This window comes from Pseudomonas sp. H9 (assembly GCF_004353925.1).
Lineage (GTDB): Bacteria > Pseudomonadota > Gammaproteobacteria > Pseudomonadales > Pseudomonadaceae > Aquipseudomonas.
On sequence record NZ_SMOK01000004.1, the window covers coordinates 93,787 to 108,994 of the forward strand.

Below are 15,208 nucleotides of genomic sequence, written 5' to 3' on the forward strand. Positions count from 1 at the left end.
ATAGTGTGAGGCGCTTCACAGCACCTTCAGTTCGGCGCACGGTAAAGGTTGTGCGCATCGATGTAGGCCAGTACTGCGTCCGGCACCAGAAACCGCACCGACTTGCCGCTGGCCAGCAGCTGTCGGATCTGCGTGGCTGACACCGCGAGCGGCGTCTGCCAGACGAATGCAATATGTCCCGCTGGCCCCACCAGGGCCTGCGGATCACTGACTGAGCGTGCAGCCAACAGATTGCGCAGGGCATCTGGTGGCTCGACGTCGGCATCCGGGCGTTGCAGCACCAGGATGTGACAGTGTTGCAGCAATTCTTCCCAACGATGCCAACTCGGCAGGCCGCAGAACGCGTCCCAGCCCAGCAGCAGAAACAGCTGATCAGAGGCGGCCATTTCGGCACGCATCAGCTCAAGTGTTTCAATGGTATACGACGGCGTGTCACGCTCCAGCTCGCGCGCATCCACCGACAGATTCGGCACACCTTCAACGGCACAGCGAACCATTGCCAGCCGGTCCTGGGCCGACACTTGTGGTGTGTCGCGGTGGGGCGGACGGGCGTTGGGCATCAGCCGAAGCTCGTCCAGCGCCAGCACTTCGGCCACCTCCAGCGCACTGCGCAGGTGACCAATGTGGACCGGGTCGAATGTCCCGCCGAGCACGCCGATGCGCCGGCCAGGCGTCATCGTCATGACTGTAGCGAGCGGTTTGCGCTCAGCCAAGTCAGAGCGACTCCTGCCCGCGCAGTTGACCGTCGCCGATCACTACATATTTTTCGCAGGTCAGGCCTTCCAGACCGACCGGGCCACGGGCGTGCAGCTTGTCGGTGGAAATACCGATTTCTGCGCCCAGGCCGTACTCGAAGCCATCGGCAAAGCAGGTTGGCGTGTTGATCATGACCGAAGACGAATCAACTTCGGCAGTGAAGCGCCGGGCCTGCCCCTGATGCTCAGTGACGATGGAGTCGGTGTGGTGCGAACCGTAATGGTTGATGTGCTCGATAGCCTGATCCAGGCCGTCGACCACACGGATCGACAGGATCGCCGCCAGGTACTCGGTGTTCCAGTCTTCTTCACTGGCCGGCACGGCATCGATAATCTGGCGGGTGCGCTCGCAACCGCGAAGTTCGACGCCTTTTTCCCGAAATTGGCGGGCCATTTCCGGCAAAAAGTCTGCTGCGACCGTTTGGTCCACAAGCAGGGTTTCCATCGCCCCACAGATGCCATAACGGTAGGTTTTGGCATTGAAGGCAATACGCCGCGCCTTGTCCAGCTCCGCATGCTCAGCCACGTACACATGACAGATGCCGTCGAGGTGCTTGATCACCGGCACCCGCGCATCGCGGCTGATACGCTCGATCAGGCCCTTGCCGCCACGCGGCACGATCACATCGACATACTCCGGCATGCTGATCAATGCACCGACCGCCTCGCGATCCGTGGTTTCTACCACCTGAACCACAGCCGCAGGCAGGCCTGCCTCAGCCAGACCACGCTGGATGCATTCGGCAATCGCGCGATTGGAGTGAATCGCCTCGGAGCCGCCGCGCAAAATGGTGGCATTACCCGACTTCAAGCACAGGCTGGCCGCATCGATGGTCACGTTGGGACGTGACTCGTAGATGATGCCGATGACGCCCAGCGGTACGCGCATCTTGCCGACCTGAATACCCGATGGGCGGTAGCTCATGTCACGAATGGCACCGACCGGATCTGGCAGGCTGGCCACCTGACGCAAGCCGACGATCATGCTGTCGATGCGGGCTGGGGTCAGCGCCAGGCGCTCCAGCATGGCCGGTTCCAGGCCATTGGCACGGCCGGCGGCCAAGTCCAGCTCGTTGGCGGCCGACAGTTCGTCACGAGCAGCATCCAGGGCATTGGCAGCGGCCTGCAGCGCACGGTTCTTCTGCGCGGTGCTGGCTCGGGCGATGACGCGGGCCGCCTCACGGGCAGCGCGACCCAGGCGGGTCATATAGTCAAGAACAGACTCAGTCATGGGCTCAGTGTCTTGGCGAAGGGGAAATCGGCTGATTATAACTGTCGCGCCGCCCCGCGCCCAGCGGAGACAGGCGGATGGTAAAAAACAGTTTCGATTCCCTGTAGGAGCGGGCTTGCCCCGCGATTGCGATTTGTCTGTCACATCGCCTCGCGGGGCAAGCCCGCTCCTACAGGTTCGGTTAAGGCAGAAATTGCTATTATCGCCGACCAGCCCACCGCGAACCTGCCCGCATGCCCGACTCAGCCCCCTGCCCGACCCAAGCATTGCCCGACAGTTTCTTTAACCGCGATGCACAGGAACTGGCCAAGGCCCTGCTGGGCAAGATCATCCGCCACCGCCAAGGCCCTTACTGGCTGGCGGCGCGCATTATCGAGACCGAGGCTTATTACCTGAGCGACAAGGGCAGCCACGCCTCGCTCGGTTACACAGAAAAACGCAAGGCGCTGTTCCTCGATGGCGGGCACATCTACATGTACTACGCACGCGGCGGCGACTCGCTGAACTTCAGCGCCCAGGGCCCGGGCAATGCGGTGCTGATCAAATCGGCCGTCGCCTTCGTCGACGCCATTTCCGATGCCAACAGCCTGGCGCAGATGCAACTGAACAGCCCCGCCGCCAACGGTCAATTGCGCGACAGCGAACGCTTGTGCTCAGGTCAGACGCTATTGTGCAAAGCACTGGGCCTGAAAGTACCGCATTGGGATGCCAAGCGTTTTGACGCCGAACGGCTGTTCGTTGAAGACTGCGGAATCAAGGTGAAACACATTATCCAGACCACCCGTCTAGGCATCCCCGCTGGCCGCGACGAACATCTGCCCTACCGCTTTGTCGACGCCGAGTTTGCCCGCCAGTGCACGCGGAACCCACTGCGCCGCGGCCAAGTCGAAGGCCGGGACTACTTTTTACTGACACAAGGAATCTGACACGATGGGCCAATGGCTCGACAGCCTGACCGGTTGGCTTGGTGCCAACCCGCAATGGCTTGGCTTGGCAATTTTTCTGGTGGCCTGCGTGGAATGCCTGGCCATCGCCGGGATTATCGTACCGGGCACCGTACTGTTGTTTGGCGTCGCCGTATTGGCGGGCAGCGGTGCCCTGTCGCTGGGTGAAACCTTGCTACTGGGGTTCCTAGGCGGCATTTTGGGCGATGCCATCTCCTACACGTTGGGGCGCAAGTTTCATCAGAACATCCGGCGCCTGCCCTTGCTGCGCCATCACCCGGAGTGGATCGGCGGCGCCGAAACCTATTTCCAGCGCTACGGTATTGCCAGCCTGTTGGTAGGGCGCTTCATCGGGCCACTGCGGCCGATGCTGCCGATGGTCGCCGGGATGTTCGACATGCCCCTGCCACGCTTTATCGCCGTCAGCCTGATCGCTGGTGCCGGTTGGTCGGTTGCCTACCTGTTGCCCGGCTGGGCCACAGGTGCCGCCATGCGCTTGCCACTGCCCGAGGGCTTCTGGCTCGATGCCGGCCTGATCGCCGCCGGTTTGGCGATTCTGGTTGGCGTCAGCATCAATTGCAGCCTGCGCAGCATGCGTCGCGGCACCCGCGTGATCGCGGGGCTCAGCCTGCTGGCGCTGACCGGGCTGTTTGTTGGCTGGCCGTATTTGCATGAGTTCGATCAGGGCTTGATGACGCTGATTCAGGAGCATCGCAGCAACGCCATCGATGGCACGGTAGTGCTGATCACCCGCATGGGCGATTTTCGCACGCAGTTTTTCCTCGGTGGCCTGCTGACCGGCCTGTTGCTGCTGGCACGGCAGTGGCGTCCAGCGCTGTTTGCCGGCACCACGCTGGTCGGCACTGCCCTGGCAAACGGCAGTCTGAAATGGCTGTTCGCCCGCGCCCGTCCGGAAGTCCTGACCGATCCGCTTACCACCTACAGCATGCCCAGCGGCCACAGTTCGGCGGCGTTTGCCTTCTTCCTGGTGCTGGCAGTACTGGCCGGACGCGGCCAGCCAGCGCGTATGCGCCTGACCTGGATCATGCTGGGTTGTTTGCCAGCACTGGCCATTGCCCTGTCGCGGGTCTACCTGGGAGTGCACTGGCCAACCGATATTCTTGCCGGCGCCATGCTCGCCTGCTGTATATGCGCCACCAGTCTGACCTTGATCCAGCGCCGCCAACCGCTGACGGCCCTGCCACTAAAGGTCTGGTGGTTGATTCTGCCCGCGTGCATCGCCCTTCTGGCGTTCTTCAGCTTGCACGCAATGCCGGACGCCCTGCTGCGCTATCAGTATTGAGAACTCAGGCGAAGAGTTCGCCTTGCAGGCGGTCAAGCAATGCCTGAATAGCATTCAGGCGTTGCTGCGCGGAGTCGATGGCCAGCAGGTCCAGTTTGTCTTCTTCGACAAAGGGCAGCAGGTAGGCCAGCTGGTTGGCCAGCGATTGCTGGCCCACCACCGCAGACGGCATGTTCAGCGCAGCCACCATCGGGTGCTCGCCCAACGCTTTGAGCAGCGCCAGCAGGTCGTCATCCTGCTCAGCCAATGGAGTGTCCGGACGTTCCTGCAACCACTGCACATCGGCCAGCAGTAGCTGATCTTTCTGCACCTGAGCACTCTGCACACGAAAGCGCCGAGTACCTTCGACACGAATGCCGAGCAGGCCATTGTCTTGCTGCTGGAAATCGCGGATCACTGCCTCGCAACCAATAGAGGCATAGCCTTCAGGCGCCTTGCCGACCTGCTCGCCCTCCAGGATGCAAACCACACCAAAGCCGCCGCCCTGCTTCATGCAGCGGCCGATCATGTCCAGGTAGCGCGCCTCGAAAATCTGCAAATCAAGGAAGCAACCTGGAAACAGCACGGTATTGAGTGGAAACAGCGGTAACGTCATTGCAATTCCTCAAGCAACCAGGCTGACCGCCAACGGCAGGAAAACCGCAGTGGCCACGCCCATCAGGCTCATCGCCAGGGCCGCAAAGGCCCCACACTCATCACTTTCCTGCAGGGCCACCGAAGTGCCCACCGCATGAGCGGTTACCCCCAGGGCCATGCCTCGTGCTTCCGGGCTGTGAACCCCACAACGCGACAGCAATTGAGGGCCAAAGATCGCACCGATCACGCCGGTGATCAGCACAAACACCGCTGCCAGTGCGGCCACGCCGCCAATCTGTTCAGCCACTAGCATGGCGATAGGCGAAGTCACCGACTTGGGCGCCATGGTCATCAGAATCATATGCTCGGCGCCAAACCACCAGCCCAGCAACACGCAAGCGCCTGTTGCCACGATCCCTCCGATTACTAGCGTAGTAAAGGTCGGCCAGAACAGCTGGCGAATGCGCCGCAGATTGAGATAAAGCGGAACCGCCAGTGCGACGGTCGCAGGCCCGAGCAGGATGCTCATGATTTCGGTACTTTTGCGGTACTCACTGTAAGTCAGGCCACAGGTGAGCAGTACGCCAATGACTACAAGCATCGACACCAGTACCGGCTGCAGAAAAATCCAGCGGGTCTTTTCATAGGCCGCCAACACCAACTGGTACGCGCCCAGGGTAATGCCGATGCCAAACAAGGGGTGATGAATGACCGCGTTCAGCGCACCGTTCCAGTCCAGGTTCATGGCCGCTCCTCACGCTTGGCCTGCCGGGCGATAAGCTTTTGCATGAGCACGCCGACAAAAGCCAGGGTCACCAGCGCCGAGATCACCAACGCCCCGACAATGGCCCAGAAATCTGCAGCGATGTCTGCGGCGTACACCATCACACCCACCGCTGGCGGTACCAGCAGCAACGGTAGGTAACGCAGCAAGCTGTTGGCCGCCTCGCTCAGCGGCGCGCCTACTTCCCCGCGCAGCATCAGAAACACCAGCAAGAGCAGAAGACCAATAATCGGCCCAGGCAAGATGGGCACAAACAAATGGTTAATCGCCGTCCCAAGCAATTGAAACAACACCAGCCAGGTCAAACCACGCAACAGCATAACTTTCTCCTTCGGGCCTGGCGGCCATTATAAGCACGCTAACGACCTGCCTATAACCTGATATTCGCCGAAAACATGCCGACTTGACCGCTTTTGGCAGGCGTGGTGAATTTAGCCTTTCGATTCTGCCGCCCCTATAAGAAAACCAAAGCAATCTGGAGAGTCACGATGCCTCAAGTACCTGTTGCAGAGCTTTCGCAGTACGTTGGTAAGGAACTGGGACGTTCCGAATGGCTGACCATCGATCAAAACCGCATCAACCTGTTTGCTGAAGCCACTGGCGATTTTCAGTTCATCCATGTCGATCCGGTGAAGGCAGCAAATACGCCATTTGGCAGCACTATCGCTCACGGTTTTCTCACTCTTTCGCTAATCCCCAAATTGATGGAAGACATCATTGTGCTTCCTGAGGGCCTGAAGATGGTCGTTAACTACGGCCTCGACAGCGTGCGCTTTATCCAACCGGTCAAGGTCGACAGCCGGGTACGGCTCAAAGTTGAGCTGGCAAAAGCGGAGGAGAAAAAGCCTGGCCAATGGCTACTCAAGCTCACCACCACCCTGGAAATCGAAGGCCAGGAAAAGCCCGCCTATATTGCTGAGCCACTGACCCTCTGCTTCGTCTAAGAAGCGCCCTACACTGAAACAGCCCTCGGCGGCTGTTTCAGCCTGCGCATTGTGCGGCATACTCGGGGCCTTACCCGTCCGGACCCCGTCATGCGCCCACTTGTTCCGCTTGCCCTGACCTTACTACTCGCCGCCTGTGGCGAGGGTGAACCACTGTCTCCACCTGATGCTCGCCTCCCCGATGGCGGACGCTACCGTGGGCAAATCGTGGATGGCCTGCTGCAAGGCGAAGGGCGCATCGATTACCCCAATGGCAGCTGGTACGCCGGCAACTTCCAGGCTGGCCAATGGCACGGTAAAGGCGAGTGGCATGGCAGCAACGGCGAGGTCTACCGTGGCCAGTTCCAGCAGGGCTTGTTTCATGGGCTGGGCACCCTGAAAACACCAGGCAGCAGCTACACCGGCAGTTTCAAAGCCGGGCGCCGCGACGGCGAAGGCATTCTCAAAGAAAACGGCCTGTTGTATCGCGGCCAGTTCAAGGACGATCAGTACAGTGGCGCCGGGCATCTGGAGTTATCCGATGGCAGCCAGTACCAGGGCCTGTTCGCTCGCGGCAAACCCAATGGCGAAGGCATTCGCAGCGACGCCAGCGGCAACCAGTTCAGCGGCCGCTTCGCCAATGGTCAGCTGGAAGGCAGCGGCACCTTCAACAGCGCCGAAGGCGATCAGTACATCGGCGCGTTCCATGACAACCGCCTGGAAGGTCGCGGCCGCTACGAAAGCGCCGAGGGCGATGTGTGGATTGGCCAGTTCAAAGACGGCACGCTCAATGGCAAAGGTGAACTGATTGGCGCCGATGGCAGCCACTACAAGGGCAACTTCCAAGACTGGCGCTTTACCGGCAAGGGTCGTCTGCAATTGGCTGATGGCAGCCTGTATGTGGGTGGATTCGACAACGACACCTACCACGGCCAGGGCCGCCTGACCCTGAGCGATGGCAGCAGCCAGAGTGGCTACTGGGTCAATGGCCAGCGCGTGCGTGACGAGCAAGGCAGGTTGCTACCTGACCCACTGGAACTGGCCCTGCTCAACCAAGGCACATTACTGGATAACGCATTGGCCAAGGTCCCGCCATCGACCCCCGAAATCGAACTGTACAGCCTGGTGCTGGCGGGCGATGGAAAACAAAGTGTGTTCATGCGCGAAGCCGAGTACGTGAGCACCTTGCTCAAAAGCCGTTTCGGCGCCATCGGCCAGGTCAACCTGGTCAACCACCGCGATCACCTCGACGACCGCCCGCTGGCCACCCGCGAAAACCTGGCGCGTGCCGCACGCACCCTGGCCGAACGCAGTGGCCCCGAAGACCTGTTGTTCATCTACCTGACCAGCCATGGCAGCCAAGACCACGAACTGGTGCTGGACTTACCGCGCCTGCAACTGGCCGACCTGCCCGCCGACGCGCTGGCCAGCGCTTTGGCGCCATTAAAAGATCGCGACAAAGTGATCGTCATTTCGGCGTGCTACTCCGGTGGCTACATCGACGCACTCAAAGACAACAAGACCCTGATCATGACCGCCGCACGCGCTGACCGCGTGTCGTTCGGCTGCTCTGAAGAGGCCGACTTCACCTACTTCGGCGACGCTCTGTTCGCCCAGGCCCTGAACCAGACCGACGATTTGCGTCAGGCATTTGACTTGGCCAACACCCTGGTTGCCGAGCGGGAGACCGTGGAAGGTTTCGAAGCATCCGAGCCACAGATCTGGGCCCCGAGCGAAGTACTGTCGCGTTGGCAGCAACTACGCCAGCAACAGGCACGCAAAGCGCTGCAGAGCAATGCGCAGAAATTGACCGGGCATGCAAAACATGCCGGCAACCACTAAGCTGAGTGTATCAAGGGAGAGACATCATGTACTTGACGCCTCAACACATCCTGCTTGCCGGAGCCACCGGCCTCACCGGTGAACATTTACTCGATCGGCTGCTCAACGAGCCGACTGTCAGCCGGGTACTGGCGCCCACCCGCCGGCCACTGGCTGAACACCCGCACCTGGAAAACCCGGTGGGAGACCCTGCGCTGTTCTTACCGCAGTTGGGCGGTCGCGTCGATATCGCCTTCTGCTGCCTGGGCACCACGATAAAACAGGCAGGCTCCGAACCCGCATTCCGTGCCGTTGACCTGGACATGGTGGTCGCCTTCGGCAAACGCGCGCGGGAAATGGGCGCACGTCACCTGATCGTCATCAGTGCCCTGGGGGCCGACCCGAAGTCGCCGATTTTCTACAACCGGGTCAAAGGCGAGATGGAAGAAGCGCTGAAGGCGCAAGACTGGCCACAATTGACCATTGCCCGGCCTTCCCTGCTGCTGGGCGATCGACAAGAGCCGCGCCTGGCCGAACGGGTTGCAGGGCCGCTGTCAAAGCTGATTCCCGGCAAGTACCGTGGCATTGAAGCCTGCCAGCTGGCGCGTGCTTTATGGCGCTTGGCGCTTGAGGAGCAAGACGGGATTCGTATTGTCGAGTCTGATGAGCTGCGCAGGCTTGGGAAATGATCGCGGGGCAAGCCCGCTCCCACAGGTTATGAGGCGCCTGTGGGAGCGGGCTTGCCCCGCGATTTACAATCCACCTGTCGCCTGAAAACTCACGCCTATAGCCGTCAGCACCGACAGGGGCAGTAGCAAGGTATCGAGCAAAGCACTGCCCGGCAGATCAAGCCCCGGATACTGCGGTGCCTCAGCGCCAAAGCGGTCCATGGCGCAGCACCCACCCTGTAACGCATATAAATCCAAGCGTGTACCGCTATACACCAACGGCGCACCCGGCTTCGCTGCATCCAGCGTGCGCACGGTTGCACAACCACTGGCCAACATCCCCAACAAGGCGACGCCAAGCAGTCGCTTCATTCATCAGCGCCGAAGTGGTGCTCACCCCAACGCGGCAGCATGTCCTGAGGGATGTTTAGCAGATTGAGAATCCGTGCCACCACAAAATCGATCAGGTCGTCGATGGTCTGCGGCTGGTGATAGAACCCCGGTGCCGCAGGCAAAATCACTGCGCCCATGTTCGACAACTTGAGCATGTTTTCCAGGTGAATGGTCGAGAACGGCGCTTCACGTGGCACCAGAATCAGCTGGCGGCGCTCTTTGAGCGTGACATCGGCGGCGCGCTCGATCAGGTTGTTGCACGCGCCGGTAGCAATCGCCGACAAGGTGCCAGTAGAGCATGGCACCACCACCATCGCCGCCGGTGCGCCGGAGCCGGACGCCACCGGCGACATCCAGTCTTCCTTGCCATACACACGAATCTGCCCGTCTGCAGCGCCGGTGTACTCGGTCAGAAAGGCCTGCATCGCCTGGGGTTTGGCCGGAAGCACCACATCGGTCTCGGTCGACATCACCAGTTGTGCTGCCTTGGAGATCAGGAAATGCACCTCGCGGTCTTCACGCACCAGGCAATCGAGCAGGCGCAGCCCATACTGCGCCCCCGAGGCGCCGGTCATCGCCAGTGTGATGCGTTCCGGCCCACTCATTTCAGCGCCTCTGCCAATTTGCCATGCAGCCCGCCAAAACCGCCGTTACTCATGATCACCACCTGGGTGCCCGGCTTGGCCTGACTTTTAACCTGCTCAATGATGGCTTCAAGGCTATCGGCAACCATCGACGGTACCGTGCACTCGGCAGCGGTGGCTGCCAGATCCCAGCCGAGATTCGGTGGCGCGTACCAGATGACCTGGTCAGCATCGTTAACGCTTTCCGGCAACCCGTCGCGGTGGGCACCCAACTTCATCGAATTGGAGCGCGGCTCGATCACGGCGATCAGTGGCGCATCGCCAACACGTTTACGCAGGCCGTCGAGGGTGGTGGCAATGGCGGTCGGGTGATGGGCAAAGTCGTCATAAATGGTCACGCCTTGCACTTCGGCGACCTTTTCCATGCGCCGCTTCACGCTTTTGAACGCGCTCAGCGCAGCAATGCCCAGTGCCGGTACCACGCCTACATGGCGGGCCGCAGCCAGGGTAGCCAAAGCGTTGGCCACGTTGTGCTGGCCGGTCAGCGCCCACTCGACCACACCTTGGCTTTCGCCTTCAAAGCTGACTTCAAAGCGCGAGCCATCGGCACTGAGCAATTTGACCTGCCACTGCCCGCCTTCACCGGTGGTTTGTACCGGGGTCCAGCAGCCCATCTTGATCACCCGCTCCAACGCCGGCTCAGTGGTGGGATGAATCACCAGGCCTTCGCTCGGAATGGTGCGCACCAAGTGGTGGAACTGTCGTTCGATGGCAGCAAGATCAGGGAAAATGTCCGCATGATCGAACTCAAGGTTGTTGAGGATCGCGGTGCGTGGGCGGTAGTGCACGAATTTCGAGCGCTTGTCGAAGAATGCGCTGTCGTACTCATCGGCCTCAACCACAAAGAACGGCGTGCCACCCAAACGAGCCGACACGGCAAAGTTCTGCGGTACACCACCAATCAGGAAGCCTGGGCTCATACCGGCATGTTCCAGTACCCAGGCCAGCATGCTGCTGGTGGTGGTTTTACCGTGCGTACCGGCCACTGCCAACACCCAACGCCCTTGCAGTACGTGATCAGCCAACCACTGCGGCCCGGAAACATAAGGCAGGCCCTTGTTGAGGACATACTCGACCGCCGGGTTACCGCGCGACAAGGCGTTACCGATGACGACCAGATCAGGTGCCGGATGAAGCTGGGCCGCATCATAACCCTGGGTCAGCTCGATGCCCTGCGCCTCAAGCTGAGTGCTCATAGGCGGATAGACATTGGCGTCGGAGCCGGTAACCCGATGCCCGAGCTCTTTGGCCAGCACTGCCAGAGAGCCCATGAAAGTGCCGCAGATACCAAGAATATGAATATGCATTATCGACCTCGCAAAACGTCGAGGCAGGGTAGCCCAGGGCGCAGGAAATCGCACCCTGTGTTTCGCTCAAGCGTCGCGAGCGATGCCGTGTTTGCGAAGTTTTCGATACAAGGTATTACGGCTAACTCCCAACTGCGCCGCCACATGGGTCATGTGCCAGCGTTGCTGCTCCAGCGCATTGAGCAAAACACTGCGTTCAGCATCCTCCAGCGGTGGGAGCACCTCCTGTGGGAGCGGGCTTGCCCCGCGATGCACTGGTTCAGACAGATTACAATCGCGGGGCAAGTCGGATCGCCGCACCGCCGCTCCCACCATGATTGATGGCAAGTCGGGGAGGCGGATGCAACCGTCGTCACACAGGGCCGCCAAGGTGCGTAACACGTTACGCATCTGGCGTACGTTCCCGGGCCAGGCGAAGTCGAGCAAGGCCTGACGCGCCGCTGGTTCCAGCACCACCGTTTGCTCACCCGCCTCTTCAGCCAGGATGAAATCCAGCAACTGCGACTTGTCACTGCGCTCACGCAACGCCGGCAGCTGGATTTCCAAGCCATTGAGCCGGTAGTAGAGGTCTTCACGGAAGCTACCGTCTGCCACCCGCTCCAACAAGTTACGGTGCGTGGCACTGATGATGCGCACGTTAACCGCCTGCGGCTCGCCACCAATGGGCACTACCATGCGCTCTTCGAGCACGCGCAGCAGACGGGTTTGCAAGGCCAGCGGCATGTCGCCAATTTCATCCAGCAACAGCGTACCGCCATCGGCCTGCTGCAACTTGCCACGCATGCCTTCTTTGCGCGCTCCGGTAAAACTGCCACCGCGATAGCCGAACAGCTCGCTCTCGATCAGACTTTCAGGGATCGATGCACAGTTGAGCGCGACGAAGGCCTTGCCGTTGCGTTGGCTGGCCTGATGCACCGCCTTGGCGAACGCCTCCTTGCCACAGCCGGTTTCGCCATTGAGCAGCAGCGGTACATCGCGCTCAAACACCCGCACCGCGCGGCGAAAATCATTCTGCAACGCTGGGTCGACCAAGCAGATGCTCGCCGGGCTACGCGCCTGAACCGGTATGACTGGCACTGCCACAGCCGGCAGCGAACGCGCCTGTCCACGCAAGCTGGCAAAAAGCTGCCGCCCGTCACGGGTGCGCAGCGGCCAGCGGGCGCTGCTCTCAGGCATCGCACGGCTGAACAGTTCATCTTGAGAACAATCGAAAAACATATCCACAGGCTTGCCCAGCACACCGCCACGGATCGTACCGAGCAAGTTCAGCGCACTCTGATTGACCGCACTGATCCGCCCGTCACCGTCGAACGCCAGCAATCCCTCACTGAACAGGCCCAGCGATTCCGCCTGCAGGTGAAAGCGCAGCAACCATTGGTTTTCGAAATACCGCAGGAAATAGCTGCTCTCGATCATCTTCGCCGAGAGATTGACCAGGGCCATGGTATGGAACTGGCTCTGGCGCGAAACATCCGGGCGCGCCGAAGAAACATCGAGCACCGCCAACAGCTCGCCATGTGGATCGAACACCGGGCTGGCCGAACAGGTCAGGCCCGTGTGGCGACCTCGAAAATGTTCGTCTTGGTGGATAGTCAGCGCCTGACGCTCGACCAGGCAGGTGCCAATGCCATTGGTGCCCTCACGGGCCTCGCTCCAGTCGGCACCCAGCCATAACCCGGCACGCTCGAAAATGCGCCGTTCAGTGGGCGCCGTGACACAGTTGAGAATCACCCCGCGGGCATCGGTGAGCAGCACCGCATGCCCTGCTCCGGACAACTGCTGGTGCAGACTGTTCATCTCATTACCGGCAATTTGCAGTACCTGCTGCAGGCGCTCACGGCTCTCCAGCACGCGCCCATGCTCCAGCACCGTGGGCGCCACACTCAGGGCTGGGTCCAAATGGTAGTCCTCAAGGCAACGCAGCCACGAGCGGGCAATGGATGGATCACTGCCAGGCCCCTGCATCTGTGCTTGCCCCTGAGTCACCGTAAGCACTTGCCGGGCGTGCCGGCTGAGGTGATTGTTCTGCACTTTTTATTGTTCTCCGCAGACAAGATAGGCCCAGCATCCTCTACCCGTCGGTGCAATGCAATGGCGGCTTGACCACCGAGTCACAGCCTGTGCCATAAACGGTACAAAGTGTCACCCGCACTGTATCAGCCCTGCCACAGCACCTCCCTGCCTTGCCCCGCAAAAACCTCGCAAACCCTTGATTTTCCTGAGCCGGGCAACACTGGCCCAAGCCTTGCTCTATGCTTAGTTATTACCTCCCAAACAAACACAAGAGCCAGGAGACACACCATGCGTTATGCACACCCCGGTACCGAAGGCGCCAAGGTTTCCTTCAAGAGCCGTTACGGGAACTACATTGGTGGCGAATTCGTTGCACCGGTCAAAGGGCAATATTTCGAGAACACCTCGCCAGTCAACGGCCAACTGATTGCCGAATTCCCGCGCTCCACTGCCGAAGACGTAGAAAAGGCCCTGGATGCTGCTCATGCCGCCGCTGACGCCTGGGGCACCACCTCAGCCCAGGCACGCTCGTTGATCCTGCTGAAAATCGCTGACCGTATCGAACAGAACCTGGAACTGCTGGCCATCACCGAAACCTGGGATAACGGTAAGGCCATCCGCGAAACCCTGAACGCCGATATCCCGCTGGCCGCCGATCACTTCCGCTACTTCGCTGGCTGCCTGCGCGCCCAGGAAGGCGGCGCCGCAGAAATCGACGGCAACACCGTTGCTTACCACCTGCACGAACCACTGGGCGTGGTCGGGCAGATCATTCCGTGGAACTTCCCAATCCTGATGGCTGCGTGGAAACTCGCACCGGCGCTGGCTGCCGGTAACTGCGTAGTACTCAAACCGGCTGAGCAGACCCCACTGGGCATCACCGTGCTGCTGGAGGTGATCGGCGACCTGCTGCCACCTGGCGTACTCAACGTGGTGCAAGGCTATGGCCGCGAAGCCGGTGAGGCCCTGGCCACCAGCAAGCGCATCGCCAAAATCGCCTTTACCGGCTCCACCCCGGTGGGCTCGCACATCATGAAATGTGCCGCCGAGAACATCATTCCGTCGACTGTAGAGCTGGGCGGTAAATCGCCGAACATCTTCTTCGAAGACATCATGCAGGCCGAGCCTGCTTTCATCGAAAAAGCTGCAGAAGGCCTGGTGCTGGCTTTCTTCAACCAGGGCGAAGTGTGCACCTGCCCATCGCGGGCTCTGGTACAAGAGTCGATCTACCCGGCGTTCATGCAAGAGGTGATGAAAAAGATCAAACAGATCAAACGCGGTGATCCCCTCGATACCGACACCATGGTGGGTGCCCAGGCCTCCGAGCAGCAATTTGACAAGATCCTCTCCTACCTGGAAATCGCCGAGAAGGAAGGCGCCGAGCTGCTGACCGGCGGCAAGGTGGAAAAACTCGAAGGCAGCCTGGCGACCGGTTACTACATCCAGCCAACCCTGCTCAAGGGCAACAACCAGATGCGCGTGTTCCAGGAAGAAATCTTCGGCCCGGTGGTGAGCATCACCACCTTCAAGGATGAAGCCGAAGCCCTGGCCATCGCCAACGACACCGAGTTCGGTCTGGGTGCTGGCGTCTGGACCCGCGACATCAACCGCGCCTATCGCATGGGCCGCGGCATCAAAGCTGGTCGCGTGTGGACCAACTGCTACCACCTGTACCCGGCGCACGCCGCGTTCGGTGGCTACAAAAAGTCTGGCGTTGGCCGCGAAACCCACAAAATGATGCTCGACCACTACCAGCAAACCAAAAACCTGCTGGTTAGCTACGACATCAATCCGCTGGGCTTCTTCTAACCCACTCACAGCGCGGCCCCACCCCGGGGCCGCTCTG

General features: G+C 60.6%; 14 protein-coding genes and 2 pseudogenes. 6 read left to right on the plus strand and 10 right to left on the minus strand.

Annotated elements, in window-relative coordinates:
- Positions 1-26: 26 nt before the first annotated feature.
- Both nadD and E1573_RS02790 read right to left on the minus strand, forming a co-directional pair.
- Entirely contained in the window at positions 27-677 is a 651-nt protein-coding gene (nadD, locus tag E1573_RS02785; RefSeq protein WP_165957290.1) for a nicotinate-nucleotide adenylyltransferase, read from the minus strand.
- 37 nt (positions 678-714) lie between these two features.
- A complete protein-coding gene (locus E1573_RS02790; protein WP_133210444.1) occupies positions 715-1,986 on the minus strand; it encodes a glutamate-5-semialdehyde dehydrogenase in 1,272 nt (423 codons plus the stop codon).
- A gap of 233 nt (positions 1,987-2,219) precedes the next feature.
- Between E1573_RS02790 and E1573_RS02795 the strand changes: the two genes are divergently transcribed.
- Together E1573_RS02795 and E1573_RS02800 are read left to right on the plus strand one after the other, a co-directional pair.
- Positions 2,220-2,912, plus strand: a complete 693-nt coding sequence (locus E1573_RS02795) for a DNA-3-methyladenine glycosylase (protein WP_133210446.1) — start codon at positions 2,220-2,222, stop codon at positions 2,910-2,912.
- Positions 2,913-2,916: 4 nt separating this feature from the next.
- Entirely contained in the window at positions 2,917-4,233 is a 1,317-nt protein-coding gene (locus tag E1573_RS02800; RefSeq protein WP_133210448.1) for a bifunctional DedA family/phosphatase PAP2 family protein, read from the plus strand.
- 4 nt (positions 4,234-4,237) lie between these two features.
- Here E1573_RS02800 and E1573_RS02805 read toward each other — a convergent pair whose 3' ends face one another.
- The 3 genes from E1573_RS02805 to E1573_RS02815 are packed head-to-tail and all read right to left on the minus strand — an operon-like array spanning position 4,238 to position 5,913.
- Positions 4,238-4,828 (minus strand): LON peptidase substrate-binding domain-containing protein, encoded by a 591-nt coding sequence (locus E1573_RS02805; RefSeq protein ID WP_133210450.1) that lies wholly within the window; start codon positions 4,826-4,828, stop codon positions 4,238-4,240.
- Positions 4,829-4,837: 9 nt separating this feature from the next.
- A complete protein-coding gene (locus E1573_RS02810) occupies positions 4,838-5,548 on the minus strand; it encodes an LrgB family protein (protein ID WP_177494562.1) in 711 nt (236 codons plus the stop codon).
- Between the two features lie 2 nt (positions 5,549-5,550).
- The gene (locus E1573_RS02815) at positions 5,551-5,913 is read right to left on the minus strand and encodes a CidA/LrgA family protein (protein WP_133210454.1); all 363 of its coding nucleotides are present in this window, start codon (positions 5,911-5,913) and stop codon (positions 5,551-5,553) included.
- Positions 5,914-6,081: 168 nt separating this feature from the next.
- Here E1573_RS02815 and E1573_RS02820 point away from each other — a divergent pair, with 168 nt between their 5' ends.
- The 3 genes from E1573_RS02820 to E1573_RS02830 all read left to right on the plus strand — a co-directional run bounded on the left by E1573_RS02820 (position 6,082) and on the right by E1573_RS02830 (position 9,026).
- A complete protein-coding gene (locus E1573_RS02820; RefSeq protein ID WP_133210456.1) occupies positions 6,082-6,537 on the plus strand; it encodes a MaoC family dehydratase in 456 nt (151 codons plus the stop codon).
- A gap of 90 nt (positions 6,538-6,627) precedes the next feature.
- Positions 6,628-8,358 carry a C13 family peptidase gene (locus E1573_RS02825; protein WP_133210458.1) on the plus strand — a complete coding sequence of 577 codons (1,731 nt, stop codon included), beginning with the start codon at positions 6,628-6,630 and terminating at the stop codon, positions 8,356-8,358.
- 26 nt (positions 8,359-8,384) lie between these two features.
- Entirely contained in the window at positions 8,385-9,026 is a 642-nt protein-coding gene (locus E1573_RS02830; RefSeq protein ID WP_133210460.1) for an oxidoreductase, read from the plus strand.
- A 63-nt stretch (positions 9,027-9,089) separates the two neighbouring features.
- Here the strand turns inward: E1573_RS02830 and E1573_RS02835 are convergent, their stop codons facing one another.
- From E1573_RS02835 to E1573_RS02850, 5 genes and pseudogenes are all read right to left on the minus strand, one after another.
- Positions 9,090-9,377, minus strand: coding sequence for a YceK/YidQ family lipoprotein (locus tag E1573_RS02835; RefSeq protein WP_133210462.1), 288 nt, complete (start codon positions 9,375-9,377; stop codon positions 9,090-9,092).
- Entirely contained in the window at positions 9,374-10,003 is a 630-nt protein-coding gene (gene ubiX, locus E1573_RS02840; protein WP_133210464.1) for a flavin prenyltransferase UbiX, read from the minus strand. Before ubiX ends, E1573_RS02835 begins: the two co-directional genes overlap by 4 nt.
- Positions 10,000-11,349, minus strand: coding sequence for a UDP-N-acetylmuramate:L-alanyl-gamma-D-glutamyl-meso-diaminopimelate ligase (mpl, locus tag E1573_RS02845; RefSeq protein ID WP_133210466.1), 1,350 nt, complete (start codon positions 11,347-11,349; stop codon positions 10,000-10,002). The genes ubiX and mpl overlap by 4 nt, the downstream gene beginning before the upstream one ends.
- Positions 11,350-11,415: 66 nt before the next feature.
- Positions 11,416-11,562, minus strand: a pseudogene (locus E1573_RS27155) (helix-turn-helix domain-containing protein); the annotation flags it as partial.
- Positions 11,563-11,666: 104 nt separating this feature from the next.
- A pseudogene (locus E1573_RS02850) lies at positions 11,667-13,380 on the minus strand (sigma-54-dependent Fis family transcriptional regulator); the annotation flags it as partial.
- A 270-nt stretch (positions 13,381-13,650) separates the two neighbouring features.
- Between E1573_RS02850 and E1573_RS02855 the strand changes: the two are divergent.
- Positions 13,651-15,171 (plus strand): aldehyde dehydrogenase family protein, encoded by a 1,521-nt coding sequence (locus tag E1573_RS02855; RefSeq protein ID WP_133210470.1) that lies wholly within the window; start codon positions 13,651-13,653, stop codon positions 15,169-15,171.
- Positions 15,172-15,208: the final 37 nt, after the last annotated feature.

What these genes read in the sequence shown, in the direction of transcription:
- nadD (WP_165957290.1), bottom strand. Translation starts at nt 677, where the DNA reads ATGACGCCTGGCCGGCGCATCGGCGTGCTCGGCGGGACATTCGACCCG.
- E1573_RS02790 (WP_133210444.1), bottom strand. Translation starts at nt 1,986, where the DNA reads ATGACTGAGTCTGTTCTTGACTATATGACCCGCCTGGGTCGCGCTGCC.
- E1573_RS02795 (WP_133210446.1), top strand. Translation starts at nt 2,220, where the DNA reads ATGCCCGACTCAGCCCCCTGCCCGACCCAAGCATTGCCCGACAGTTTC.
- E1573_RS02800 (WP_133210448.1), top strand. Translation starts at nt 2,917, where the DNA reads ATGGGCCAATGGCTCGACAGCCTGACCGGTTGGCTTGGTGCCAACCCG.
- E1573_RS02805 (WP_133210450.1), bottom strand. Translation starts at nt 4,828, where the DNA reads ATGACGTTACCGCTGTTTCCACTCAATACCGTGCTGTTTCCAGGTTGC.
- E1573_RS02815 (WP_133210454.1), bottom strand. Translation starts at nt 5,913, where the DNA reads ATGCTGTTGCGTGGTTTGACCTGGCTGGTGTTGTTTCAATTGCTTGGG.
- E1573_RS02820 (WP_133210456.1), top strand. Translation starts at nt 6,082, where the DNA reads ATGCCTCAAGTACCTGTTGCAGAGCTTTCGCAGTACGTTGGTAAGGAA.
- E1573_RS02825 (WP_133210458.1), top strand. Translation starts at nt 6,628, where the DNA reads ATGCGCCCACTTGTTCCGCTTGCCCTGACCTTACTACTCGCCGCCTGT.
- E1573_RS02830 (WP_133210460.1), top strand. Translation starts at nt 8,385, where the DNA reads ATGTACTTGACGCCTCAACACATCCTGCTTGCCGGAGCCACCGGCCTC.
- E1573_RS02835 (WP_133210462.1), bottom strand. Translation starts at nt 9,377, where the DNA reads ATGAAGCGACTGCTTGGCGTCGCCTTGTTGGGGATGTTGGCCAGTGGT.
- ubiX (WP_133210464.1), bottom strand. Translation starts at nt 10,003, where the DNA reads ATGAGTGGGCCGGAACGCATCACACTGGCGATGACCGGCGCCTCGGGG.
- mpl (WP_133210466.1), bottom strand. Translation starts at nt 11,349, where the DNA reads ATGCATATTCATATTCTTGGTATCTGCGGCACTTTCATGGGCTCTCTG.
- E1573_RS02855 (WP_133210470.1), top strand. Translation starts at nt 13,651, where the DNA reads ATGCGTTATGCACACCCCGGTACCGAAGGCGCCAAGGTTTCCTTCAAG.